The organism is Luteibacter sp. CQ10 (genome assembly GCF_040900725.1).
In the GTDB taxonomy this organism is placed as follows: domain Bacteria; phylum Pseudomonadota; class Gammaproteobacteria; order Xanthomonadales; family Rhodanobacteraceae; genus Luteibacter.
Map to the genome: position 1 here is coordinate 553,098 of NZ_JAEUYM010000001.1, position 20,267 is coordinate 573,364.

The following is a 20,267-nucleotide window of genomic DNA, read 5'->3' on the forward strand; positions in this document are numbered from 1 at the left end:
GCGGCGACGACGCCAGATCGATGGCGTCGTGGACTTCCGAAGAGGCATGACGGGGTGCCTCCATGCAAACGCCGGCGTTATTGCGCGGCATCCTCCGAGGAAGCTGCCGCCGCGTTGTTTTCCATGATGGCCATGCCCATCCCGCCGGCGGCCATCAGCATCAGGGCGGCCCACGCCACCATCGACACGATGTAGCCCGGGCCGCGACGCGTGGCGTCATTGAGGTAAGCCACGGCGTACCAGACGCGGCCGGCCAGCCAGATCAGCCCGGCGATGCCCGCCCACAGCGGATCCACGTACTGGGCCGCCAACCAGAGTGCCGGGATGAACATCACGGCGTTCTCCAGCGTGTTCATCTGTACCCGCCAGGCCCGCTCGAAGGAGGGGTCTCCCGAGATGGACGGCGCCTTGATACCGTAGCGCTCGCGTGCCCTGCCCACGATGACCACCGTGTAGAACATCAGGAGCAGGGTAAGCAGGGTGACGACGGCGGGGAGCTGACTGGTCATGAAACGATCCGGGGGACAACGGTAGCGGGGCAGTGTAGCGGCAACGCGCCGTGCGATCATGCGGACCGCGTCTCGCGAGGACGCATTCGAGGGAGGAGGCAACCATGCTGTGGCAGAAAGGCCGTAGAAGCGACAACGTGGAAGACGCGGGCGGCGGTGGAGGCGGTCCCTCGTTCGGCGGCGGGCGGGGCCTGGGCATCGGCGGCATCATCATCCTCGCCATCCTGGGCGCCGTGTTCTACAAGGATCCCACCGCCCTGCTCGGGCAGGGCGATCCCGGCAACGCGGCGCCCAGCCAGAGCCAGCCTCGCCAGGCGGCGGATGCCAACGATCCGCAGGTGGATTTCGTCCGCGCCATCCTGGGCGAGACCGAGGACACCTGGGGCGAGATCTTTGCCGCGAACGGCCAGCGTTACGAGCAGCCGAAGCTGGTGCTGTTCCATGGTGCCGTGCGCACGGCCTGCGGCTCCGCCTCGTCGGCGGTGGGCCCGTTCTATTGTCCCGGCGACCACAAGGTCTATCTCGACCTCGACTTCTTCCAGGAAATGCAGCGACGCTTCCACGAATCGGGCGATTTCGCCCGCGCCTACGTGATCGCCCATGAGGTGGGCCATCACGTGCAGAATCTCGTCGGCATTTTCGACAAGGCCGCCGAGGCGCGGCGACGTGGCGCGAGCATGGAGGGTGCCACGGGGCTGTCCGTGCGCCAGGAACTCCAGGCCGATTGTTTCGCCGGCGTATGGGCCAACCATTCCCAGCAGCGCCAGCACTGGTTGCAACCGGGCGACATCGAGTCGGCGTTGAATGCCGCCACGGCCATCGGCGACGACACGCTCCAGGAGCAGGCCCAGGGCCGCGTGGTGCCCGATTCCTTCACGCACGGAACCTCGGCCCAGCGCGTGCACTGGTTCAAGACCGGTTTCGAGGGCGGTGACATCGGCAAGTGCAACACGTTCTCGGGTTCGATCTGAGGCCATGACACACCCGTGCTTGCGCTGCGGCGCTTGCTGCGCGACTTACCGGGTCGCCTTCCATTGGATGGAAACTGACGCGGCCGGCGGCATCGTGCCGGCCGCGCTCACCGAACGGCTCGATGCGCATCGAGTGAACATGCACGGCACCAACGCCTATGAACCGCGCTGCGGGTCGCTCGTGGGCGAGGTGGGCGTGGCCGCGCATTGCGGCGTGTACGCGGTGCGGCCGTCGCCGTGCCACGACCTGAAGCCCGCCTGGGAGGACGGTACGCCGAGTCCGCAGTGCGACAAGGCGCGCTTGCGGCATGGGATGGCGCCGTTGACGCCTGCGGATTTCCCGTAGAGCCGCATCACCGGTTTCGCGGCGAACGGATGCGGGGCGCTGGGCTCCTGCGAACGCAGGAGCGACGTGAGTCAATTTTTACGCGACATGTGATCTTGCGGCTCGTCGCTCCTGCGTACGCAGGAGCCCAGCGCCTTGCGCCCGGTTATCGCGGAAACGGTGATCGGGCTCTTCAGCCCTTCGACGAAAAAGCCCGGCGCGAGCCGGGCTTTTCGATGCATCAGTACTTGCGACGCGGCGGCTTGCCGCCACCGCTACCGCCGCTCGGGCGCGCACCTTGCGGCCGGAAATTGCCGCGAGGGCGTGGCGCACCACCGCCGCCGCTCTGCGGCTGCTCCGTGCCGTCCCATTCGCGAATCTGCAGCTGCTGCTGGGCCACCCACACCTTCTTCAGGTGGTTGAAGGTTTCCGCCGGCATGCCGTCGGGCAGGTCGATCAGGCTGTAGTCGTCGCGGATGCTGACGCGGCCGATGAACTTGGCGTCGACACCGCCCTCGTTGGCGATGGCGCCCACGATGTTGCCCGGCTTCACGCCATGCTCGTGGCCGACCTCGATGCGATAGGTCTTCTTGCCGGTTTCCGTCACGTGCGCACGCGGCTGGCGCATGCCCTCACGTACCGGGCGGCGGTCGCTGAAGTCCCGATCGTTACGCTCGCGGTCGAACTCGCGCGGCGGACGCTCGGTGTACTCACGCTTGGCCGGCGGTTCGAGCAACAGCGGCTGGTCGCCCTGGGCGATGCGCGCGAGGGCCGCGGCGATCTCGATCGCCGGCACGTTGTGCTCCTGCTCGAACTTCTCGACCAGCTGCTGGAACAGGCCGAGGTCGCCCGTGGCCAGCGTATCGACGATGCGCTGGTTGAACTTGTTCACGCGCGTGTCGTTCACCGCCTCGATGGTGGGCAGTTGCATCTGTTCGATCGGCTGGCGCGTGGCGCGCTCGATCTGGCGGAGCAGGTTGCGCTCGCGCGGCGTGACGAACAGGATGGCCTCGCCGTTGCGGCCCGCGCGGCCGGTGCGGCCGATGCGGTGCACGTAGGACTCGGTGTCGTGCGGGATGTCGTAGTTGAGCACGTGGCTGATGCGGTCCACGTCGAGGCCGCGAGCGGCGACGTCGGTGGCGATCAGGATGTCGAGCTTGCCGGTCTTCAGCTGGTCGATCACGCGTTCGCGCTGGGCCTGCGCCATGTCGCCGTTGATGGCGGCGGCGGCGAAACCGCGCGCCTGCAGCTTGCTGGCGAGTTCCTCGGTGGCCGACTTGGTGCGCGCGAAGACGATCATCGCGTCGAAGCTCTCGGCCTCGAGGATGCGCGTGAGCGCGTCGAGCTTGTGCACGCCGCTCACCCACCAGTAACGCTGGCGGATGTTCGCCGCGGTGGTGGTCTTGTTCTTGATGGTGACTTCGACCGGGTCTTTCAGGTACGTCTGCGCGATGCGGCGGATCGGCGCCGGCATGGTCGCGGAGAACAGGGCGACCTGGCGCTGGGCCGGCGTGGCCTGCAGCAGCTTCTCGACGTCGTCGATGAAGCCCATGCGCAGCATCTCGTCGGCCTCGTCGAGCACCACGAACTTCAGGGCCGAGAGATCCAGCGTGCCCTTGTCGAGATGGTCGATGATGCGGCCGGGCGTGCCGACCACGATCTGCGCGCCGCGCTTCAGCCCCTGCAGCTGCGGACCGTAGCTCTGGCCGCCGTAGATCGGCAGCACCTGGAAGCCGGGCAGGTAGGTGGCGTACTTCTGGAAGGCCTCGGCGACCTGGATGGCCAGCTCACGGGTGGGCGCGAGGACCAGCGCCTGGGGCTTGCCCGGCTTGAGGTCGATGCGCGACAGCACCGGCAGCGCAAAGGCGGCCGTCTTGCCGGTGCCCGTCTGGGCCTGGCCGATGACGTCGCGGCCTTCGAGCAGCGGCGGGATGGTGGCGGCCTGGATGGGGGAGGGGGTCTCGTAGCCCACCTCGGTCAGCGCGCGCACGACGTTCTCGTCGAGCGCAAGCGCGCTGAAACCGGGCAGGGCCGGAGCGTTGTCTGTATCGGGGGATGACATGGCGACCTCAGGGGAGGGGCGCGGCGGCGGATTCGGCGCCGGGCAGTAACGTTATTGTAGCAGCGATCAGGGTCATACCAAGTAGGGCGTGGCCGTTTTCTCTGCCGGCATTAGACTTATCGGTCAGTTTCGTATGGGAATGGCGGTATGACGACGATCCAGGCGGTTTCGGAGCAGCGGTGTTTCGAGGGGACACAGGGGTTCTACACCCATGACTCGGAGGTTTGCGGCGGCTCCATGCGTTTTGCCGTTTACCTGCCACCCCAGGCCGGGCAGGGCCCGGTGCCGGTCCTGTGGTACCTCGCCGGCCTGACCTGCACCGCCGAGACCTTCACCACCAAGGCCGGCGCCCAGCGCGTGGCCGCCGAGCTGGGGATCGCCCTGGTCATGCCCGACACCAGTCCCCGCGACACCGGCATCGCCGGGGCGACCGGCGACTGGGAGTTCGGCGAGGGCGCCGGGTTCTACCTCGACGCCACCCAGGAGCCCTGGGCGGCGCGCTTCCGCATGTACAGCTATGTGGTGGACGAGCTGCCGCGCCTGGTGGCCGAGCGTTTCCCGCTCGACATGAACCGCCAGGGCATCGTCGGCCATTCCATGGGCGGCCACGGCGCGCTGACCCTGGCACTGCGCAATCCGCACCGGTTCCGTTCGGTGTCGGCGTTCGCGCCCATCGTCGCTCCGGCCAGCGTGCCCTGGGGACGGAAGGCCTTTTCCCGTTACCTCGGCGACGACCGCAAGGCATGGGAAGCCCACGACGCCACGGCGCTGGTGAAGGGAGGAGCGCGCTTCGACGGCACCATCCTGGTCGACCAGGGCGAGGCCGACGGGTTCCTCGTCGACCAGCTGCAGCCGCAGCGCTTCGAGGCGGCTTGCGACGAAGCGGAGCAGAAGCTCGAACTGCGCATGCACCCCGGCTACGACCATAGCTATTACTTCATCCAGACCTTCATCGAGGACCACCTCCGCCATCATGCGGCGGCCCTGGCGGTATGAGCGAACCGGTAAGGATCCGCACGCCCCGTACCATCATCCGCCTGCTCGACATCGAGGAGGCGGAATTGCTTCAACGCTATCGCGTGGAAAACCGCGAGCATCTCGGCCCCTGGGAACCGCTGCGGACGACGTCGCATTACGCGATCGACGGCGCCCGGCAGGCGGTGGAAGCGTCGCTGGAAGCGGCTCGCGCCGATCGGGGGTATCCCTTCGCCGTGCTCACGCCCGACGGCGGCGAGATGATCGGCAGCCTCACCTTCGCGAACGTGGTGCGCGGCGTCTTCCAGGCGTGCCACGTCGGCTACGGCATCGCCCAGCGCCACCAGGGCAAGGGGCTGATGTTCGAAGCGCTGGACAGTGCCGTGCGCTACGCCTTCGGCCCGCTGGACTTCCATCGGATCATGGCCAACTACATGCCACGGAACGAGCGCAGCGGGCGCCTGCTCGAGCGCCTGGGCTTCGAGAAAGAAGGCTACGCGCGGCGTTACCTGAAGATCGATGGTCTATGGGAAGACCACGTCCTCACCGCGCGCATCCGCTCGGAAGGTTAGGCCTTGCCGCCGCTGCTGGCGGACGAGCCGCCGCCGCGACGACGACGGCGACGCTTCGGACCGCCGTCCCCTGCGCTGGCCGCCGGCGGATGGCCGTGCGGACGATGCGACGGACGACCCTGGCCACCGCCCTGGCGGGCCTGCTGGCCGCCGCCCTCGCGCGGGGCGCGGGACGAGCCGCCGCCGGCCTGGCGCGGCTGCTGCTTCGGACGGGGCGCGCCGGCGTCGAGGCGCAGCGGCGTGCTCGGCTCGTAGCCGTCCACGGCGACCATCTCCAGGTCGGTTTTCAGAAGGCGGCGGATATCGCGCAGCAGGCCCGATTCGTCGTGGCTCACCAGCGAGATCGCCTGGCCTTCCGCGCCCGCGCGGCCGGTGCGGCCGATGCGATGCACGTAGTCTTCGGCCACCATCGGCAGGTCGAAGTTGATCACGACCGGAAGCTGGTCGATGTCGATGCCGCGCGCGGCGATATCGGTAGCCACGAGCACCGTCACCTTGCCGCTCTTGAAATCGCCCAGCGCACGCGTGCGGGCGTTCTGGCTCTTGTTGCCATGGATGGCGGCCGCGCGGATACCCGCGCTTTCGAGATGGCGCACGAGCTTGTCGGCGCCGTGCTTGGTGCGGCTGAACACCAGGGTCTGGCGTCGGCTGTCCTGGGCGAGCACGTGCAGCAGGAGATCGCGCTTGCGCGCGGCATCCACCGGATGCACGCGGTGCGTGATGGTGTTGGCGACGGTGTTGGCCGGCGTGGTGGACACCTCGCGCGGATCGCGCATGAACTGCTGGGCGAGTGCCTTGATCTCCGGCGCGAAGGTGGCCGAGAAGAGCAGGGTCTGGCGCTTGGGCGGCACGGCGGCGAGGATGCGCTTGAGCGCGGGCAGGAAGCCCATGTCGAGCATGCGGTCGGCTTCGTCGAGCACGAGCACGTCCACCTTCGACAGGTCGACGGAACGCTGCTGCATGTGGTCGATCAGGCGGCCGGGGGTGGCCACCACGATGTCGACGCCGCGACGCAGGGCGTGGAGCTGGTTGCCCATGCCTACGCCGCCGAAGATCACCGTGCTGGAGATGCGCAGGTGCTTGCCGTAGTCGCGCAGGTTTTCCTGCACCTGGGCGGCGAGTTCGCGGGTGGGCGTGAGGATGAGCGCGCTGATCGGCCGGCGGCCTTCACGCAGCGGCGTGGAGGCGAGCCGGTGGAGCAGCGGCAGCGCGAAGGCGGCGGTCTTGCCGGTACCGGTCTGCGCGGCGGCCATCAGGTCGTGGCCGGCGAGCACCTCGGGAATGGCGGCGGCCTGGATGGGCGTGGGCTTTTCGTAGCCGGCCTCGGACAAGGCGCGCAGCAACGCGGGCGCAAGGCCCAGCGAATCGAAGGACATGGAAAACTCCTGCGTGACCCGAGCGTTCCCTGGAACCGCGCTGCGAGTTATGAATTCGGCGGCTGCGCACCGCAGAGGGCGGTGGGCTGGCCGGTGTCGCGTGCGCTGTTCGGGGGTGGGGGAACGCGGCGGGATGAAGGAGAATCCTCGCCTGAAGCTCCGCAAGGGAGTCGATAGCGGCGGCACGACTGACGCAGCATAGCATATTGCGGCGCACAACGGGTGGCCGTGCCTTGCCCCCTGGAATCGTCAGCTCGGCCGCGTCGCCGTCATGAGCCAGCTGTTGTAGGGCGTGCGCCCGAACAGGGGCCGAAAGGCCACGGCGATGCCGCGCGGCTCCAATACCCGGCGTATCTCGTCGGCACAGGGGAAATATTGGGCCCCTTCGGGGATCCAGCCCACGGCCTTGATGAAACGCTCCTCCCACACGGTGGCGCGGAAGCGCCAGGAGCCGTCGCGCAGCACGGTGCGCAAGACCAGTACGCCGTCGTCGGCGAGGTGGTCCACGGCGTAGTCCAGCAGCTCGGGCTGGCGCTCGCGCGGCAGGTAGTGCAGCACATCGAGGAGGGCGACGTGGCCGCGCATCGGTTGCACGACGGTCGCGTCGGCCTGGCGCAGTTCGAACCGTGTGCCCAATCCCGCGCGCTCGGCGGCAGCGCGTCCGTCGGCGATCTTGCGGCCGTCGCTGTCGAGGCCGAGATAGCCGTCGAGGGCATCGCAAGCGTGGAGATAGTGCCCCAGGATGCCCAGCCCGCAGCCGATGTCGATCAACGGCAGGCGATGTCCTCCGAGCGCCTCGGCGGCGGCCTCGTACACGGGATCGCTGGCGAGCTTGCCACGCACGTACAGGCGATCGCCACGGCGCGCGAAGCGCGAGGCGATCAGGCGTCGGGTCGCGGGGTGTGCGTGCATGGTGTCGTCCCTGAAGCGGGACGGGGCGTCACGCGACGCCCCGTCCAAGCCGATGGTCAGTGCTGCGCGGAAGGCGCGGAAGACTTGTGAACGTAAGCGTCGTATTCGCTCTTGTCGAGGCTGCCGTTGTGGTCCTGGTCGGCCTCGCCGAAATGAGCTCGCAACTGGGATAGCGCGGGAACGTCCTGCGGAAGGTTGCTGCGCCGGATCAGCTTGGCACCCTTGGACACGGTGTCGAACGGCGGTGCGCCCTCATCCGCTTGTCCGGCCGCACCCGGCATGGAAGCCGGCGCTGGCTGCGGCGTGGGCGGCGATGGCGAGGGTGCCGACTGGGCGAACGCCTGGCCGGCGGCAAGGCACGTGGCGAGGGCGAAGGGAACGATCGAGCGCGAGTACTTCATGAGTGCTCCGTCTGTCGTGGATGGCACCGATCAGTCTATGCGCGGCACGTCGTCGCACCGTGATCCGTCCGTTGTCTTTTTGCGCCGTGCTAGCCTCTGGCGGCCCTTAGGTTGAGGAAAATCTCATGCAGTTACCCGCCGCGCTGCGCGAACTCGATCACACGCAGCGGCACACCGTCCTGGCGAGCTTCCTCGGCTGGACGCTCGACGCCTTCGACTACTTCCTCCTCACCTTCGTGATCCTCGCGGTGGCGCAGGAATTCCACGTGTCCAAGCAGGAGGTCACCTATGGCCTCTTCCTCACCCTGGCCGCGCGGCCGCTGGGCGCGTTGATCTTCGGGCGCCTCGCCGATCGCTACGGGCGACGCCCCGTGCTGATGTTCGACATCGTGCTGTTCTCGCTGCTCGAAGTGGCCTGCGCCTTCGCGCCCTCGCTGGGCGTGCTCCTGGCCCTGCGCTTCGTCTTCGGCATCGCGATGGGCGGCGAATGGGGCATCGGCGCGTCCCTGGCGATGGAATCGATCCCGGCGAAATCCCGCGGCTTCGTTTCCGGCCTGCTGCAGAGCGGTTATCCCTGCGGGTTCTTCCTCGCCGCGCTGGCGAACTGGTTGCTGGTGGACCATGTCGGCTGGCGCGGACTGTTCGTCGTGGGTGCGCTGCCCGCGTTGCTGGTGCTGTACATCCGCCGCAAGGTGCCCGAGTCGCCGGTGTGGGAAGGGCGTCGTTCGCTGGCGCGCGAGAGCGTGTTCACGTCGATGCGCGGCCACTGGAAGCTCTTCGTGTACCTCATGCTGCTGATGGCCGCTTTCAACATGTTCAGCCACGGCTCGCAGGACATGTATCCCACCTTCGTGCAGGAAAGCCTGCACATACCGGCAGGGTCGTCGACGGCCTTCCTGCTCACCGCGTTGCTCAACCTCGGCGCCCTGGTCGGTGGCCTCACCTTCGGCGCGTTCTCCGAGAAGATCGGTCGCCGCCGTGCCATCGTCATCGCGGCGCTCCTGGCGATTCCCGTGATTCCCCTGTGGACCTACGGCGGCTCGCTGCTCCTGCTGGGCGTGGGTGCGTTCCTGATCCAGGTGATGGTGCAGGGCGCCTGGGGCGTGGTGCCCACCCACCTCAACGAGCTGTCGCCCGACGCCGTGCGCGGCACGCTGCCGGGATTCGCCTACCAGATGGGCAACCTGCTGGCCGCCATCACGGCCACCGCGCAGACCTGGCTGGCCGAGCGGCGGGGCGGGGACTTCGCCTTCGCCATGTCGACGTGGATCGCGGTCGTGGCCGTGCTCCTGGCCCTGCTGACCTGGCTGGGGCCCGAGGCCCGGGGCGTGGGTTTCGGCCGATCGCGTGACGGCGGCCCGGGGCACGGCTAAAATGCCGGGTTTTCCTCCGGTAGAAACCATCATGCAGGCTGGCAAGGACAAGGTCATCTCGTTCCACTACACCCTCACCGTCGACGGCCAGAAGGTCGAAAGCTCGGTCGAAGGCGGCGAACCGTTGTGGATCCTGCTGGGCCACGGTCAGTTGATCCCGGGCATGGAAGCGGGCCTCGAGGGCAAGTCGGTCGGCGACAAGTTCGACCTGGAAATCGCGCCGGAGCAGGGCTATGGCCCGCGCCAGGACGGCATGACCCAACGCGTGCCGAAGAAGTACTTCCCGAAGCACGGCAAGCACCTGAAGGTGGGCGAAAGCACCGTGCTCTCGCTCAAGGAAGGCGGCAATCGCGTGGTGGTGGTGCAGAAGATCGGTTCGAGCGTGGTCGACATCGACCTCAACCATCCGATGGCCGGCAAGACGCTGCACTTCAACATCGACGTGCAGACGGTGCGCGATGCGTCGGAGGAAGAGATCTCCCATGGTCATGCGCATCCGAACGGCGACGCCGCGCACTGAGTCGCGCTTTACGAACGAAACGGCCGGGTTTCCCTGGCCGTTTTTTTCGCGATGAGTTGTTCGCAAACGAAAACGGCGCCTTTCGGCGCCGTTTTTTTATCGCGAGACCGATCAAGCCAGCGCTTTACCGTTCACCGACACGTCCACGTCGACGTTGCCGCGGGTGGCGTGCGAGTAGGGGCAGACATCCTCGTGCGCGGTCTTGACGATCTCCTGCGCGGTGGCGTCGTCCACGCCCGGCAGGCTCACTTCCAGCTTGACCTGGATGGCGAAGCCCGAGCCTTCGCGCGGGCCGATGCCGACGCTGCTGGCGACCGAGGCGCCATCGACCTTCACCTTCTTCTGGCCGGCCACGAAGCGCACCGCACCCTCGAAGCAGGCCGCGTAACCGGCAGCGAAAAGCTGCTCCGGATTGCTGCCGCCGCCGTTGCCGCCCATTTCCTTCGGCAGGCGAAGGTCGAGCTTGATCAGACCGTCGTCGCTTTCGACATGGCCTTCGCGGCCACCGGACACCTTCGCGTGGGCGGTGTAGAGAATCTTCTGCACTTTCGAGAGGTTGCTCATGGCGGTTTCCTTGGGGATGAAGGCGGCGGCGGATTGCCGTGCCGTGGGACGTATAAAAGCACGCAATTAAATAGCGCGCAATCTATTTCGTGGAGCACATCAAGTTTGGTTTAACTTTTGTTCAGTTAAGGACCCGGCGTCCGTAGGCGAAGTTCTGCTTCCAATAGGCGCCGTCGAGGGCGTCCAGGCGGACCGTACCGCCCGAGTTGGGCGCGTGGACGAAACGCCCCTCACCGACATATACGCCCACGTGCGTGATGTGTCCGCGACCGAAGAAGACGAGGTCGCCGCTGGCCAGTTCGTCTTCGCGGACCTTGGGTTTATCCAGGTCGGCCATCTCGGCCGACGTGCGCGGCAGGCGCATGCCCGTCGACGTGAGGTAGATATAGTTCACCAGGCCGCTGCAATCGAACCCGCCGGCAGGCGTATTGCCGCCCCAGCGATAAGGCGTGCCGACGAGGCCGATGGCACGGAAGAGCACGTCGTTGGCGGCATCGGCCGGCATGCTGGTGGCCGGCTTGGTGGACCAGTTGAGGTTCTTGGCCAGGGGCACGGCGGATGCGGGGTTGTTTCGCTGCGACGAGGACGGCCGGTGCGGGGCGCTTCCGCAGGCCGCCAGGAGGGCGAGCCCGGCCCCCAGCCCTGCGATACCGAGGCAGCGGACGGGGCGGCGAAGCGTGGACGAGCGGGACATCGGGCGTTTCCCCCTATCAGGATCGGCGACCACGAGGTTATCAAATCAATGGGTTGCGTGGAATACCTGCGAAAAAGGACGAGTTCAGCGGCTGGACAGCCCGGGAACCGGCAGCTGGACCGTTAAAATGCCGGCATGGAAAGATCCCGAAGCGACGTTCTGATCCTCGGCGGGGGCGTGATCGGCTTGGCCTGCGCGCTTTACCTGCTCAAGACCGGCGCGAGCGTCCGCGTCCTCGAACAGGGCTTGCCCGGCAGCGGCAGCTCGCACGGTAACTGCGGCACCATCACGCCGAGCCACGCGGGACCGCTGACCATGCCCGGGATGGTTGGCACGGCGTTGCGCTCGCTCATGCGCCGCGATGCACCGCTCTACGTCAATCCGCGTCCCGATCCGGCCCGTGCCCGATGGTTGCTCGGCTTCGCGCGTCGCTGCACGTGGGGACACTACCGGCAGGCGGGCGAGGCCCGTGGAGCTCTCCTCGCGAGATCCCGCGCCCTGCTGGACGAGCTCATGGCCCAGGAGGGCCTGGACTGCGAATTCGAGGCGGTGGGGGAGCTTTATGTCTACCGCGACCGCCGCACGATGCAGGCCGACCGCGCGCACGTCGACCTGCTGCGACGGCTGGGCATGGACGTGCAGGCGCTCGACGGCGATGCGGCGCAGGCACTCGAACCGGGCTTGCGAGACGGCGTGCGGGGCGCACTGCTGCATCCGGGCGATGCGCGCTTGCGCCCGGATCGCTACGTCGCCGAGCTGGCGCGCCGCGTACGCGAACTGGGGGGCGCGATCGAGACCGGCGCGCGCGTGGACGAGTTCGTGTTCGATGGCGCCCGCATATCGCACGTACGCACCACCGGTGGCGTGTTCAGCGGCGAGCGCGTGGTCATGGCGTTGGGCGCATGGTCGCCGCTGATCGGGCGCCTGCTCGATATCCGCCTGCCGATGCAGCCGGGCAAGGGCTATTCGCTCACATGGGAGGCGCCTCCGCGACGGCCGCCACGCCATTCGCTCGTATTGCGCGAGGCGGCGGTCTGCGTCACGCCGTGGGCCACCGGTTATCGTCTCGGCAGCACGATGGAGTTTTCGGGTTTCGAGGAAGGACTCAACGACGTGCGCCTGGATGCGCTGCGCCGCGGGGCCGCCGCCTACCTGCACGAACCGGAGGGGGGCGGCGAAGTGGTGCCCTGGTGGGGTTGGCGGCCGATGAGCGTCGACGAGGTGCCGATCGTGGGGCCGAGCGCGCGCTGGTCCAATCTCACCTACGCCACGGCGCACGGGATGCTGGGCATCAGCATGTCGGCGGCGACCGGAGAGCTGGTGGCGGGGTTGTTGGCGGGGCCCGCGCCAGTGCTCGATCCCACGCCGTATTCGCCCGCCCGCTTCGGACTCTGAAACCTGCACGACAGTCATCGCCGACATTTGCTACGGTGGGGTTTTTCTCTTCCAAGGAGCCTTCATGACCGCCGAATCCTTCGACCTCATCGTGATCGGCGGCGGATCGGGAGGACTGGCCGCGGCCATCCGCGCATCGAAGCACGGTGCGAAGGTCGCGCTGGTCGAGCCGAAGGAGCTGGGCGGCACGTGCGTGAACAACGGCTGCGTGCCCAAGAAGGCGATGTGGTACGCGGCACAGATGGCGGAAGCGCAGTACATCGCCGCCGACTACGGCTTCGCCGACAAGCCGGGGCGTCTCGACTGGCCCGGTTTCATCGAGCGGCGCGATGCGTATGTCGAACGCATCCACAAAAGCTACCAGCAGCAGCTGGACAAGAGCCACGTCACGCTGGTGAGGGAAACGGCGCGATTCCTCTCCTCCGATCGCGTCGCGGCGGGCGATCGCGTGCTGACCGCGCCGCACATCGTCGTCGCGACCGGTTCGAAAGCCAACCGCCTCGATAAGCCCGGCTTCGACCTGGGTGTCACCTCCGACGGATTCTTCGATCTGCGCGAGTGCCCACGCCGCACGGCCATCGTCGGCGGCGGCTACATCGCGGTGGAGCTCGCCGGCGTGTTGCGCGCGCTGGGCAGCGAGGTGGACATGTACGTGCGCGGGCGCCTCATGGGCGGCTTCGACGAAGAGATGGCGTACCAGCTCGGCGAGGAAATGACCAAGCACGGCATCCGCATCCACTACACCTGCCAGGTGGAAGCCGTGCACGAGAAGGACGGCATGCTCCTGCTCGACTGCGACAAGGGTGAACATCCGGGGCCGTACGACCTGCTGATCTGGGCGGTGGGGCGGCATGGCAACACCGGGTCGCTCGACATCGATCGCGTCGGGCTGGCGCGGGACGAGGACGGCCACATCCTGATCGACGATGAGCAGAACACGAACGTGCCGGGCATCTACGCCGTGGGTGACGTGACGCAGCGGCTCGCGCTCACGCCAGTGGCCGTGTCCGCGGGCCGCAAGCTCGCCGATCGCCTGTTCGGCGGCAAGCCCGACGCGAAGCTCGATTACCTCAATGTGCCCAGCGTGGTGTTCTCGCATCCGCCGCTGGGCACCGTGGGCATGTCCGAGCAGCAAGCCCGCGAGGCCTACGGCGACGAGGTGCACCTCTACAAACAGAGCTTCGTGCCGATGCAGCTCGCGCTGGCGGGCCGGCCAATGTACGTGCGCTTCAAGCTGATCTGCGTGGGCGACGATTCGCGCATCGTGGGCATGCAGATGCTCGGTCCCGGCGTGGACGAAATCCTCCAGGGCTTCGCGGTGGCGATCAAGATGGGCGCCCGCAAGAGCGACCTCGACGCCACCCTGGCCATCCACCCGACCTCGGCGGAGGAAATGGTGACCATGGGCGATCGCGTTCCCGGTTGAGCGGTACAATCACGGCCATGGAATCCCACACCCTCCACCGCGGCACCGTGCCGCTCCTGGTGAGCCTGCCGCACAACGGTAGCTTCATTCCCAAGGACGTCGAGGCGCGCATGAAGCGCCCCGCGCGACGCTCGGCGGACACCGACTGGCACGTGCAACAGCTTTACGCGTTCGCGCGCGGCATCGGCGCCAGCATGTTGGTGCCGACGGCATCGCGTTACGTGGTCGACCTCAACCGTCCGTCGGACGGCCATGCACTCTATCCCGGGCGCAAGGAAACCGGCCTGGTGCCCACCGTGCAGTTCGATGGCAGCGACATCTACCGCCCGGGTGCGGAACCGGGAGCGGAAGAGATCGCCGAACGCGTGAAGAAGTGGTGGAAGCCTTACCACCGCGCACTGGCCGACGAACTCTCGCGCCTGCGCAAGAAGCACGGTCGCGTGGTGCTATGGGAAGGCCATTCCATCCGCAGTCACGTGCCCATGCTGTTCGATGGACGCCTGCCCGACTTCAACCTCGGCACGGCCGACGGCGCGAGTTGCTCCACCGCGCTGCAGGAGCGCCTCACGGCGTTGCTGGCCGCGCAGAACGACTACTCCTGGGTGGTCAACGGCCGTTTCAAGGGTGGGTACATCACGCGTCATTACGGCAAGCCGGAAGACGGCATCGACGCGATCCAGCTCGAGCTGGCGCAGGTCAACTACATGGACGAAGACAGCTTCGCCTACCTGCCGAAGAAGGCTGAGCAGGTGCAGGTGTTGATCAAGGCGATGCTCGAGGCCTGCCTGGCCTAGGTGTCGCCATCGCGCACCGCCTCGACAAACCGGCTACCGAAGGGCGGAAGCCGATCGTATCGGCGAAACTACGAAGCGACGTGCGCCACGCACTTGAGCTCGATCGCTATCGCGGTAGGCAGCGCATTCACTTCCACGGTGGTGCGGCATGCATCCACCCCCGCGAAGGCCTCCGCGTAAAGCCGGTTGTACGTGGCGAAATCGTTCTTCATGTCGGTCAGGAAAACGGTCACGTCCACGAGGTCTTCGAATCGCGCACCGCTTGCCTCCAGCACCGTGCGCACGTTGGCGAACACCTGCCTGCACTGGCCTTCGAAATCGGCCGCGATATCGTTGCTGCCCGGCACGCGCGAGCCGATGCCCGAAAGGAACAGCAGGTCGCCCACGCGCCGCGCGTGGGGATAGGCGCCGACGGGCGTGGGTGCGCCCTCGACGCGGATGACGTCATTGCCGGTGGTCGATGCAGACATTGCGGGCCTCGGTGAAGAATCGAAGGGCATCGAAACCGCCTTCGCGGCCCACGCCCGATTGCTTGCTGCCGCCGAACGGCGTGCGCAGGTCGCGCAGCATCCAGCAGTTGATCCAGACGATGCCGAAGTCGAGTCGCGTCGCCATGCGGTGCGCGCGGGAGATATTGCTCGTCCATAGCGAGGCGGCGAGGCCATAGGGCGTGCCGTTGGCGATGGAAAGCGCTTCGGCTTCGTCGTCGAACGGAATCAGCGTGACGACGGGGCCGAAGATTTCCTCCTGGTTGGTGGCGCCCGACGGCGCGACGCCCTCGATCACCGTCGGCTCGACGAACCATCCTTCCGAGCACCTGCCGCCCACGGAAACCCGGTGGCCGCCCAGCAGGACGCGACCACCTTCCGCGCGTGCGCGCTCGATGCAGCCGGTGACCTTCTCGAAATGCGCCTGGGAGACCAGTGCGCCGAGGTCGCTGCCAGGCTCGCGCGGGTCGCCCACGCGAAGCGCGCGCACGCGCTCGAGGTAGGCTGCGCGGAAGCGGTCGTAGATGCCGCGCTGCACGAGCAGGCGCGAACCGCACAGGCAGATCTCGCCCTGGTTGGCGAAGCCCGAGCGCACGATCGTGGCCATCGTTTCGTCGGAAAGATCGACATCGTCGAAGACGATGGCGGGATTCTTGCCGCCCAGCTCCAGTGACACCTTTTTCAGCCGGGGTGCCGCCGCGCCCGCGATGGCGATGCCGGTGCGCGTGCTGCCGGTGAACGACACCGCCTTGACGGCGTCGTGCCTGACGATGGCCTCACCCACGCCCGGACCGGTACCGTGCACGATGTTGAGCACGCCTGGCGGAAAGCCCGCTTCGGCGGCCAGCGTGCCGAGCAGCCAGGCGGTGTAGGGCGTTACCTCGGAGGGCTTGGCCACCACGGCGTTGCCGGCGGCGAGGGCGGGCGCGATCTTCCAGGTGAACAGATAGAGCGGCAGGTTCCACGGGCTGATGCAGCCCACCACGCCCAAGGGCAGGTGCAACGTGTAATTGATGGCGCCCTGGGCCATCGCGTGCGACTCGCCGTGCCATTGCTCGATGGCCGAGGCGAAGAAGCGCAGGTTGGCGATGGCGCGCGGAATATCGAGCGAACGGGCCAGGGCGATCGGCTTGCCGCTGTCCTGCGACTCGGCCTCGGCGAAGGATTCCAGGCGTGCCTCCACCAGGTCGGCCAGGCGGCGCAGGCACTGCGCGCGGGCTTCGATGGGCAGGGCGGCCCAGCCGGGAGCCGCGCACGTGGCGGCCGCCACGGCCTCGGCGACGTCGCCCGCATCGGAATCGGGGCAGCGGGCGAAGGCCTGGCCGGTGGCGGGGTCGATCACGTCGAGATATCGGCCGTCGCCTGGCGCGTGCGCGTGGCCGTCGATGAGGTTCGCGAGCACGAGCATGGGCCGCTCCGGGTCAGTTGAGGCTGCGCGTGCGACCGCCGTCCACGGCGATGCTGGTGCCGTTGATGTAGCCGGCGGCCGGGCTGGCGAGAAAGGCGATCAGTGCGGCCACTTCCGCCGGATCGCCGAAACGCCCGGCCGGCACGCTCGCGAGCAGCCCGCGCTCCACCTCGTCGCGCGAGCGGCCGGCTTTCACGCTGGCGTCGACCAGCGATTCCAGGCGAGACGTACGGGTGTAGCCGGGCAGGATGTTGTTCACCGTGATTCCCTCGGCGGCGACCTCGGCCGAAAGGGTTTTCGCCCAGCCGGCCGTGGCGGCACGCACGGTGTTGGAGACGCCCAGGTTATGGATGGGTTCCTTGACCGAGGTGGAGATCACGTTGACGATGCGCCCGTAATGCGCCTGGCGCATGCCCGGCAGGCAAGCCTGCGTGACGACCTGCGCGGCGATCACGTGCTGGCGATACGCGGCCAGGAAGGCTTCGGGCTCCGCGCTCCATACCGGGCCGCCCGGCGGTCCGCCGCTGTTGTTCACGAGGATGTGCACGGCGTGGTCGCCCACCACCTCGGCCACGGCCCTGGCGAGGGCGTCGGTGTCGAGCATGTCCACGGCGACGTAGCGGTGGTTCTGCCCGGGCTGGCCGCCAGGCAGTTCCGCGGCCAGCGCCTTCAGCGCCTCCGCCGAGCGGGAGAGCAGGGTGACGCTGGCGCCGAGTTCGGCCAGCTCGAAGGCGGTGGCGCGGCCGATGCCTTGGGAGGCGCCGCAGACGAGGGCGTGACGGCCGGTGAGGCGAAGATCCATGCGTATCCCTCGTAAGGTGGAGGACGTTCAACCGTGTCGCAGTGTCCACCACTGTATCGCCATCGCGATGAACCAGCACGGCCAGGCCAGCCAGGGCGCCCGCCGCCACCATCCCTGCCAGCGGGTGAGGGCATCGTCGTTGAGGAGCGCCGGCGCGGCGGAGCGCAGCACGCGCCGCACGCGGAGCCAGTTGGCCATGCCGTTGGGGCGGCCGGTGTCGGCCTCCACGATGGTTTTCCAGCGATCGGGATGGCGCTTGCGCAGCAGCACGGTGAACCGCCATTGGGCGACGATGTGCAGCACGAAGAAAGCGACGGCGCCCAGGAGAAGCAGTAGATAGAGCAGGACCGCGGTCTGCATGGATCAGTTGCTCGTCTTCTTCGCGTCTTTCGTATCGCCTTCGCCGAGGATGTCGGTGGCGACCACGCTGCGCAGGGTGTTGATCACGCCGTTACCCTGCTGGGCCTTGGAGCACACCGCGTTGTCGATGGCCTTCTTGTAGGTGCTGTTCTGCATGCCCACGAACAGCGTGCCGTCGGGGCCGTGCTGGATCTTGAACGCGCCGGCGGAATTCATCTTCACCGGGGCCTCGGCGGAGAACGTGGTGGGCGATTGCTCCCAGTACGTCTGGCCTTGTTGCTGCTTGCTCGAGGAATACACCACGAGGTAGCGGGCGTTGGGATCGTTGACCTCGAACTTGCCGAAGGCGCCGGTGGTTTCGCTCGTCCAGCCGATGTATTCGCACAGGCCGATGTCTTCGGAGTGCAGCGGCTGGAAGGCGTCGTCGAGCACCACCACGGTGGGCGCGAAGAGATAGCTGGAACTCAGCCAGCGGCCGTTGAGTTCCGACTTCATCGCGATGGTGTACGGCATCTGCGCGCCTTGCGGCAGGCGGAACGCGAGGAAGTAGCTGCGGTCGCCGTTGAGGTTGGCGACCGGGCTGTCCTTGTTCAACTCGAACCGCTGTGGCTGCCAGGGGAGCATGTCCTGGTAGGACAGGTCGGCGAAGCTGCCGCAACAGGGCGACGCGCTTTCCAGCGTCTTGCGTGCCGCCATCACGCCGCCGGACGGATTCTCCGGCGGGCGGAAGTTCGGCGGCACGATCGACCGGCAGGCGCCCAGGAGGAGCAGGGCGGCGACGATGAGGACGAGGCGTAGCGTGTTCGAGGGCATGATGAGGGGGGGGGTCAGAACTCGGCGGTGCCTGCGGCGCGGGGATAGGGGATGGCGTCACGGATGTTGGACAGGCCGCACACGTAGACCAGCAGTCGCTCGAATCCCAGGCCGAAACCCGCATGGGGCACGGTGCCGTAGCGGCGCAGGTCGCGATACCAGTTGTAGGTGTGCTTGTCGAGGTGGAACTGGTCCATGCGGCGGTCGAGGTAGTCGAGGCGTTCTTCGCGCTGGGCGCCACCGATGATCTCGCCGATGCCGGGGGCGAGCACGTCCATGGCGGCCACGGTTTTCCCGTCGTCGTTCAGGCGCATGTAGAACGCCTTGATCGCCTCCGGGTAGTTCATCACGACCACCGGGCGGCCGATATGTTCCTCGGCGAGGTAACGCTCGTGCTCGGTCTGCAGGTCGATGCCCCAGGCGACCGGGTGCTCGAACGTCTTGCCGGATTTCTTGAGGATCTCGACCGCGTCGGTGTAGTCGATGCGCTCGAACGGCTTGGCGATGAAGTCTTCCAGGCGCTTGACCGTGCCCGGCATCACGCGCTCGTCGAAGAACGCCATGTCGTCGGGGCGCTCGTCGAGGATGGCCTTGAATATGCCCTTGAGGAACAGCTCGGCGAGGTCGGCGTTGGCGTTGAGGTCGGCGAAGGCCACTTCGGGCTCGACCATCCAGAACTCGGCCAGGTGACGCGTGGTATTGGAGTTTTCGGCGCGGAAGGTGGGGCCGAAGGTGTACACCTTGCTCATCGCCAGGGCGTAGGCCTCGACGTTGAGCTGGCCGGACACGGTGAGGAAGGCCTCACGGCCGAAGAAATCCTTCCTCCAATCGATGCCGCCCTTGTCGTCGCGCGGCAGGTTGGCCAGGTCGAGCGTGGACAGGCGGAACATGTCGCCCGCGCCCTCGGCATCGGACGTGGTGATGATCGGGGTGTTGATCCAGAAGAAGCCCTGTTCGGTGAGGATGCGGTGGATGGCCGTCATCATCGTGTGGCGCACGCGGGTGACCGCGCCGAACAGGTTGGTGCGCGGGCGCAGGTGGGCGACCTCGCGAAGGAATTCCATCGAGTGCTGCTTGGGCTGGATGGGATAGGTGAGGGGGTCTTCGACGAAGCCGGTGACCTCCACCCTGGTGGCCTGGATCTCGAAGGCCTGGCCCTTGCCCTGCGAGGGCACGAGCTTGCCGGTGACGATGACGCCCGCGCCGGCGGAAAGGTGCTTCACCTCGGTCTCGTAGTTGGCGAGATCGGCGGTGGCCACGGCCTGGATCGGGGCGAAGCAGGAGCCGTCGCTCACGTTCACGAACGACAGACCGCCCTTGGATTCACGCAGGGTGCGTACCCAGCCACGAACCGTAACCTCTTGTTCCGCCAACGTGCCGCCGGCGAGGGCCTGCTTGACGCTAACCACCGTCATGGATTGAAACTCCGTAAGAGGCGCCGCATTTAGGCGCATGTAAGCCGACCTTGCATGATAATGTAACGGCTGGGTGAACGGCACCGGCCCACGCTATTTAGCACGATTTAAA

At 67.4% G+C, this 20,267-nt stretch carries 22 protein-coding genes; 9 read left to right on the plus strand and 13 right to left on the minus strand.

The window, feature by feature from the left end; translation table 11 throughout:
* Window positions 1-77: 77 nt before the first annotated feature.
* On the minus strand, window positions 78-509 hold the full coding sequence (locus tag JNG39_RS02540; RefSeq protein WP_368309485.1) for an MAPEG family protein: 432 nt from the start codon (window positions 507-509) through the stop codon (window positions 78-80).
* A gap of 104 nt (window positions 510-613) precedes the next feature.
* Between JNG39_RS02540 and JNG39_RS02545 the strand changes: the two genes are divergently transcribed.
* Together JNG39_RS02545 and JNG39_RS02550 are read left to right on the plus strand one after the other, a co-directional pair.
* Window positions 614-1,480 (plus strand): neutral zinc metallopeptidase, encoded by an 867-nt coding sequence (locus JNG39_RS02545; RefSeq protein ID WP_368309486.1) that lies wholly within the window; start codon window positions 614-616, stop codon window positions 1,478-1,480.
* Between the two features lie 4 nt (window positions 1,481-1,484).
* Window positions 1,485-1,826, plus strand: coding sequence for a YkgJ family cysteine cluster protein (locus JNG39_RS02550; RefSeq protein ID WP_368309487.1), 342 nt, complete (start codon window positions 1,485-1,487; stop codon window positions 1,824-1,826).
* A gap of 220 nt (window positions 1,827-2,046) precedes the next feature.
* On the opposite strand, the gene JNG39_RS02555 is transcribed toward JNG39_RS02550, so the two are convergent.
* Window positions 2,047-3,867, minus strand: coding sequence for a DEAD/DEAH box helicase (locus tag JNG39_RS02555; RefSeq protein ID WP_368309488.1), 1,821 nt, complete (start codon window positions 3,865-3,867; stop codon window positions 2,047-2,049).
* 147 nt (window positions 3,868-4,014) lie between these two features.
* On the opposite strand from JNG39_RS02555, the gene fghA reads away from it, so the two are divergent.
* Together fghA and rimJ are read left to right on the plus strand one after the other, a co-directional pair.
* Window positions 4,015-4,863, plus strand: a complete 849-nt coding sequence (gene fghA / locus JNG39_RS02560; RefSeq protein WP_368309489.1) for an S-formylglutathione hydrolase — start codon at window positions 4,015-4,017, stop codon at window positions 4,861-4,863.
* The gene (rimJ, locus tag JNG39_RS02565; RefSeq protein WP_368309490.1) at window positions 4,860-5,414 is read left to right on the plus strand and encodes a ribosomal protein S5-alanine N-acetyltransferase; all 555 of its coding nucleotides are present in this window, start codon (window positions 4,860-4,862) and stop codon (window positions 5,412-5,414) included. Before fghA ends, rimJ begins: the two co-directional genes overlap by 4 nt.
* On the opposite strand, the gene JNG39_RS02570 is transcribed toward rimJ, so the two are convergent.
* From JNG39_RS02570 to JNG39_RS02580, 3 genes are all read right to left on the minus strand, one after another.
* Entirely contained in the window at window positions 5,411-6,790 is a 1,380-nt protein-coding gene (locus tag JNG39_RS02570) for a DEAD/DEAH box helicase (RefSeq protein WP_368309491.1), read from the minus strand. The two genes, rimJ and JNG39_RS02570, sit on opposite strands and share 4 nt — an antisense overlap.
* A gap of 249 nt (window positions 6,791-7,039) precedes the next feature.
* Window positions 7,040-7,702 carry a cyclopropane-fatty-acyl-phospholipid synthase family protein gene (locus tag JNG39_RS02575; RefSeq protein WP_368309492.1) on the minus strand — a complete coding sequence of 221 codons (663 nt, stop codon included), beginning with the start codon at window positions 7,700-7,702 and terminating at the stop codon, window positions 7,040-7,042.
* Window positions 7,703-7,758: 56 nt separating this feature from the next.
* Window positions 7,759-8,103, minus strand: a complete 345-nt coding sequence (locus tag JNG39_RS02580) for a hypothetical protein (protein ID WP_368309493.1) — start codon at window positions 8,101-8,103, stop codon at window positions 7,759-7,761.
* Window positions 8,104-8,228: 125 nt separating this feature from the next.
* Between JNG39_RS02580 and JNG39_RS02585 the strand changes: the two genes are divergently transcribed.
* Window positions 8,229-9,476, plus strand: coding sequence for an MFS transporter (locus JNG39_RS02585; RefSeq protein ID WP_368309494.1), 1,248 nt, complete (start codon window positions 8,229-8,231; stop codon window positions 9,474-9,476).
* Window positions 9,477-9,507: 31 nt separating this feature from the next.
* The gene (locus tag JNG39_RS02590; RefSeq protein ID WP_368309497.1) at window positions 9,508-9,996 is read left to right on the plus strand and encodes a peptidylprolyl isomerase; all 489 of its coding nucleotides are present in this window, start codon (window positions 9,508-9,510) and stop codon (window positions 9,994-9,996) included.
* A 111-nt stretch (window positions 9,997-10,107) separates the two neighbouring features.
* On the opposite strand, the gene JNG39_RS02595 is transcribed toward JNG39_RS02590, so the two are convergent.
* Both JNG39_RS02595 and JNG39_RS02600 read right to left on the minus strand, forming a co-directional pair.
* Window positions 10,108-10,560, minus strand: coding sequence for an organic hydroperoxide resistance protein (locus JNG39_RS02595; protein ID WP_247374044.1), 453 nt, complete (start codon window positions 10,558-10,560; stop codon window positions 10,108-10,110).
* 121 nt (window positions 10,561-10,681) lie between these two features.
* Entirely contained in the window at window positions 10,682-11,254 is a 573-nt protein-coding gene (locus JNG39_RS02600) for a C40 family peptidase (protein WP_368309498.1), read from the minus strand.
* 135 nt (window positions 11,255-11,389) lie between these two features.
* Here JNG39_RS02600 and JNG39_RS02605 point away from each other — a divergent pair, with 135 nt between their 5' ends.
* The 3 genes from JNG39_RS02605 (at window position 11,390) to hutG (ending at window position 14,869) form a co-directional block, all read left to right on the plus strand.
* Entirely contained in the window at window positions 11,390-12,649 is a 1,260-nt protein-coding gene (locus JNG39_RS02605; protein ID WP_368309500.1) for an NAD(P)/FAD-dependent oxidoreductase, read from the plus strand.
* A gap of 64 nt (window positions 12,650-12,713) precedes the next feature.
* Window positions 12,714-14,075, plus strand: a complete 1,362-nt coding sequence (gene gorA / locus JNG39_RS02610) for a glutathione-disulfide reductase (protein WP_368309501.1) — start codon at window positions 12,714-12,716, stop codon at window positions 14,073-14,075.
* Window positions 14,076-14,092: 17 nt separating this feature from the next.
* Window positions 14,093-14,869: an N-formylglutamate deformylase gene (gene hutG / locus JNG39_RS02615; RefSeq protein WP_368309502.1), complete on the plus strand. Its 777-nt coding sequence runs from the start codon at window positions 14,093-14,095 to the stop codon at window positions 14,867-14,869.
* A gap of 68 nt (window positions 14,870-14,937) precedes the next feature.
* Here the strand turns inward: hutG and JNG39_RS02620 are convergent, their stop codons facing one another.
* The 6 genes from JNG39_RS02620 to asnS are packed head-to-tail and all read right to left on the minus strand — an operon-like array spanning window position 14,938 to window position 20,155.
* Window positions 14,938-15,339, minus strand: a complete 402-nt coding sequence (locus JNG39_RS02620) for a RidA family protein (RefSeq protein WP_368309503.1) — start codon at window positions 15,337-15,339, stop codon at window positions 14,938-14,940.
* Window positions 15,314-16,765, minus strand: coding sequence for an aldehyde dehydrogenase (locus tag JNG39_RS02625; protein WP_368309504.1), 1,452 nt, complete (start codon window positions 16,763-16,765; stop codon window positions 15,314-15,316). Before JNG39_RS02625 ends, JNG39_RS02620 begins: the two co-directional genes overlap by 26 nt.
* A gap of 13 nt (window positions 16,766-16,778) precedes the next feature.
* A complete protein-coding gene (locus tag JNG39_RS02630) occupies window positions 16,779-17,567 on the minus strand; it encodes an SDR family oxidoreductase (RefSeq protein ID WP_368309505.1) in 789 nt (262 codons plus the stop codon).
* A 27-nt stretch (window positions 17,568-17,594) separates the two neighbouring features.
* On the minus strand, window positions 17,595-17,927 hold the full coding sequence (locus JNG39_RS02635; RefSeq protein WP_368309507.1) for a hypothetical protein: 333 nt from the start codon (window positions 17,925-17,927) through the stop codon (window positions 17,595-17,597).
* Window positions 17,928-17,930: 3 nt separating this feature from the next.
* Window positions 17,931-18,740, minus strand: coding sequence for a MalM family protein (locus JNG39_RS02640; RefSeq protein ID WP_368309508.1), 810 nt, complete (start codon window positions 18,738-18,740; stop codon window positions 17,931-17,933).
* Window positions 18,741-18,754: 14 nt separating this feature from the next.
* Window positions 18,755-20,155 carry an asparagine--tRNA ligase gene (gene asnS, locus JNG39_RS02645; protein WP_368309510.1) on the minus strand — a complete coding sequence of 467 codons (1,401 nt, stop codon included), beginning with the start codon at window positions 20,153-20,155 and terminating at the stop codon, window positions 18,755-18,757.
* Window positions 20,156-20,267 lie beyond the last annotated feature (112 nt).

Coding starts and splice junctions, on each gene's coding strand:
- JNG39_RS02630 (WP_368309505.1), bottom strand. CDS start 17,567: ATGGATCTTCGCCTCACCGGCCGTCACGCCCTCGTCTGCGGCGCCTCC.
- JNG39_RS02605 (WP_368309500.1), top strand. CDS start 11,390: ATGGAAAGATCCCGAAGCGACGTTCTGATCCTCGGCGGGGGCGTGATC.
- JNG39_RS02575 (WP_368309492.1), bottom strand. CDS start 7,702: ATGCACGCACACCCCGCGACCCGACGCCTGATCGCCTCGCGCTTCGCG.
- rimJ (WP_368309490.1), top strand. CDS start 4,860: ATGAGCGAACCGGTAAGGATCCGCACGCCCCGTACCATCATCCGCCTG.
- JNG39_RS02625 (WP_368309504.1), bottom strand. CDS start 16,765: ATGCTCGTGCTCGCGAACCTCATCGACGGCCACGCGCACGCGCCAGGC.
- JNG39_RS02590 (WP_368309497.1), top strand. CDS start 9,508: ATGCAGGCTGGCAAGGACAAGGTCATCTCGTTCCACTACACCCTCACC.
- JNG39_RS02620 (WP_368309503.1), bottom strand. CDS start 15,339: ATGTCTGCATCGACCACCGGCAATGACGTCATCCGCGTCGAGGGCGCA.
- JNG39_RS02580 (WP_368309493.1), bottom strand. CDS start 8,103: ATGAAGTACTCGCGCTCGATCGTTCCCTTCGCCCTCGCCACGTGCCTT.
- JNG39_RS02640 (WP_368309508.1), bottom strand. CDS start 18,740: ATGCCCTCGAACACGCTACGCCTCGTCCTCATCGTCGCCGCCCTGCTC.
- hutG (WP_368309502.1), top strand. CDS start 14,093: ATGGAATCCCACACCCTCCACCGCGGCACCGTGCCGCTCCTGGTGAGC.
- JNG39_RS02570 (WP_368309491.1), bottom strand. CDS start 6,790: ATGTCCTTCGATTCGCTGGGCCTTGCGCCCGCGTTGCTGCGCGCCTTG.
- JNG39_RS02635 (WP_368309507.1), bottom strand. CDS start 17,927: ATGCAGACCGCGGTCCTGCTCTATCTACTGCTTCTCCTGGGCGCCGTC.
- JNG39_RS02585 (WP_368309494.1), top strand. CDS start 8,229: ATGCAGTTACCCGCCGCGCTGCGCGAACTCGATCACACGCAGCGGCAC.
- JNG39_RS02595 (WP_247374044.1), bottom strand. CDS start 10,560: ATGAGCAACCTCTCGAAAGTGCAGAAGATTCTCTACACCGCCCACGCG.
- asnS (WP_368309510.1), bottom strand. CDS start 20,155: ATGACGGTGGTTAGCGTCAAGCAGGCCCTCGCCGGCGGCACGTTGGCG.
- JNG39_RS02540 (WP_368309485.1), bottom strand. CDS start 509: ATGACCAGTCAGCTCCCCGCCGTCGTCACCCTGCTTACCCTGCTCCTG.
- gorA (WP_368309501.1), top strand. CDS start 12,714: ATGACCGCCGAATCCTTCGACCTCATCGTGATCGGCGGCGGATCGGGA.
- JNG39_RS02545 (WP_368309486.1), top strand. CDS start 614: ATGCTGTGGCAGAAAGGCCGTAGAAGCGACAACGTGGAAGACGCGGGC.
- JNG39_RS02555 (WP_368309488.1), bottom strand. CDS start 3,867: ATGTCATCCCCCGATACAGACAACGCTCCGGCCCTGCCCGGTTTCAGC.
- fghA (WP_368309489.1), top strand. CDS start 4,015: ATGACGACGATCCAGGCGGTTTCGGAGCAGCGGTGTTTCGAGGGGACA.
- JNG39_RS02550 (WP_368309487.1), top strand. CDS start 1,485: ATGACACACCCGTGCTTGCGCTGCGGCGCTTGCTGCGCGACTTACCGG.
- JNG39_RS02600 (WP_368309498.1), bottom strand. CDS start 11,254: ATGTCCCGCTCGTCCACGCTTCGCCGCCCCGTCCGCTGCCTCGGTATC.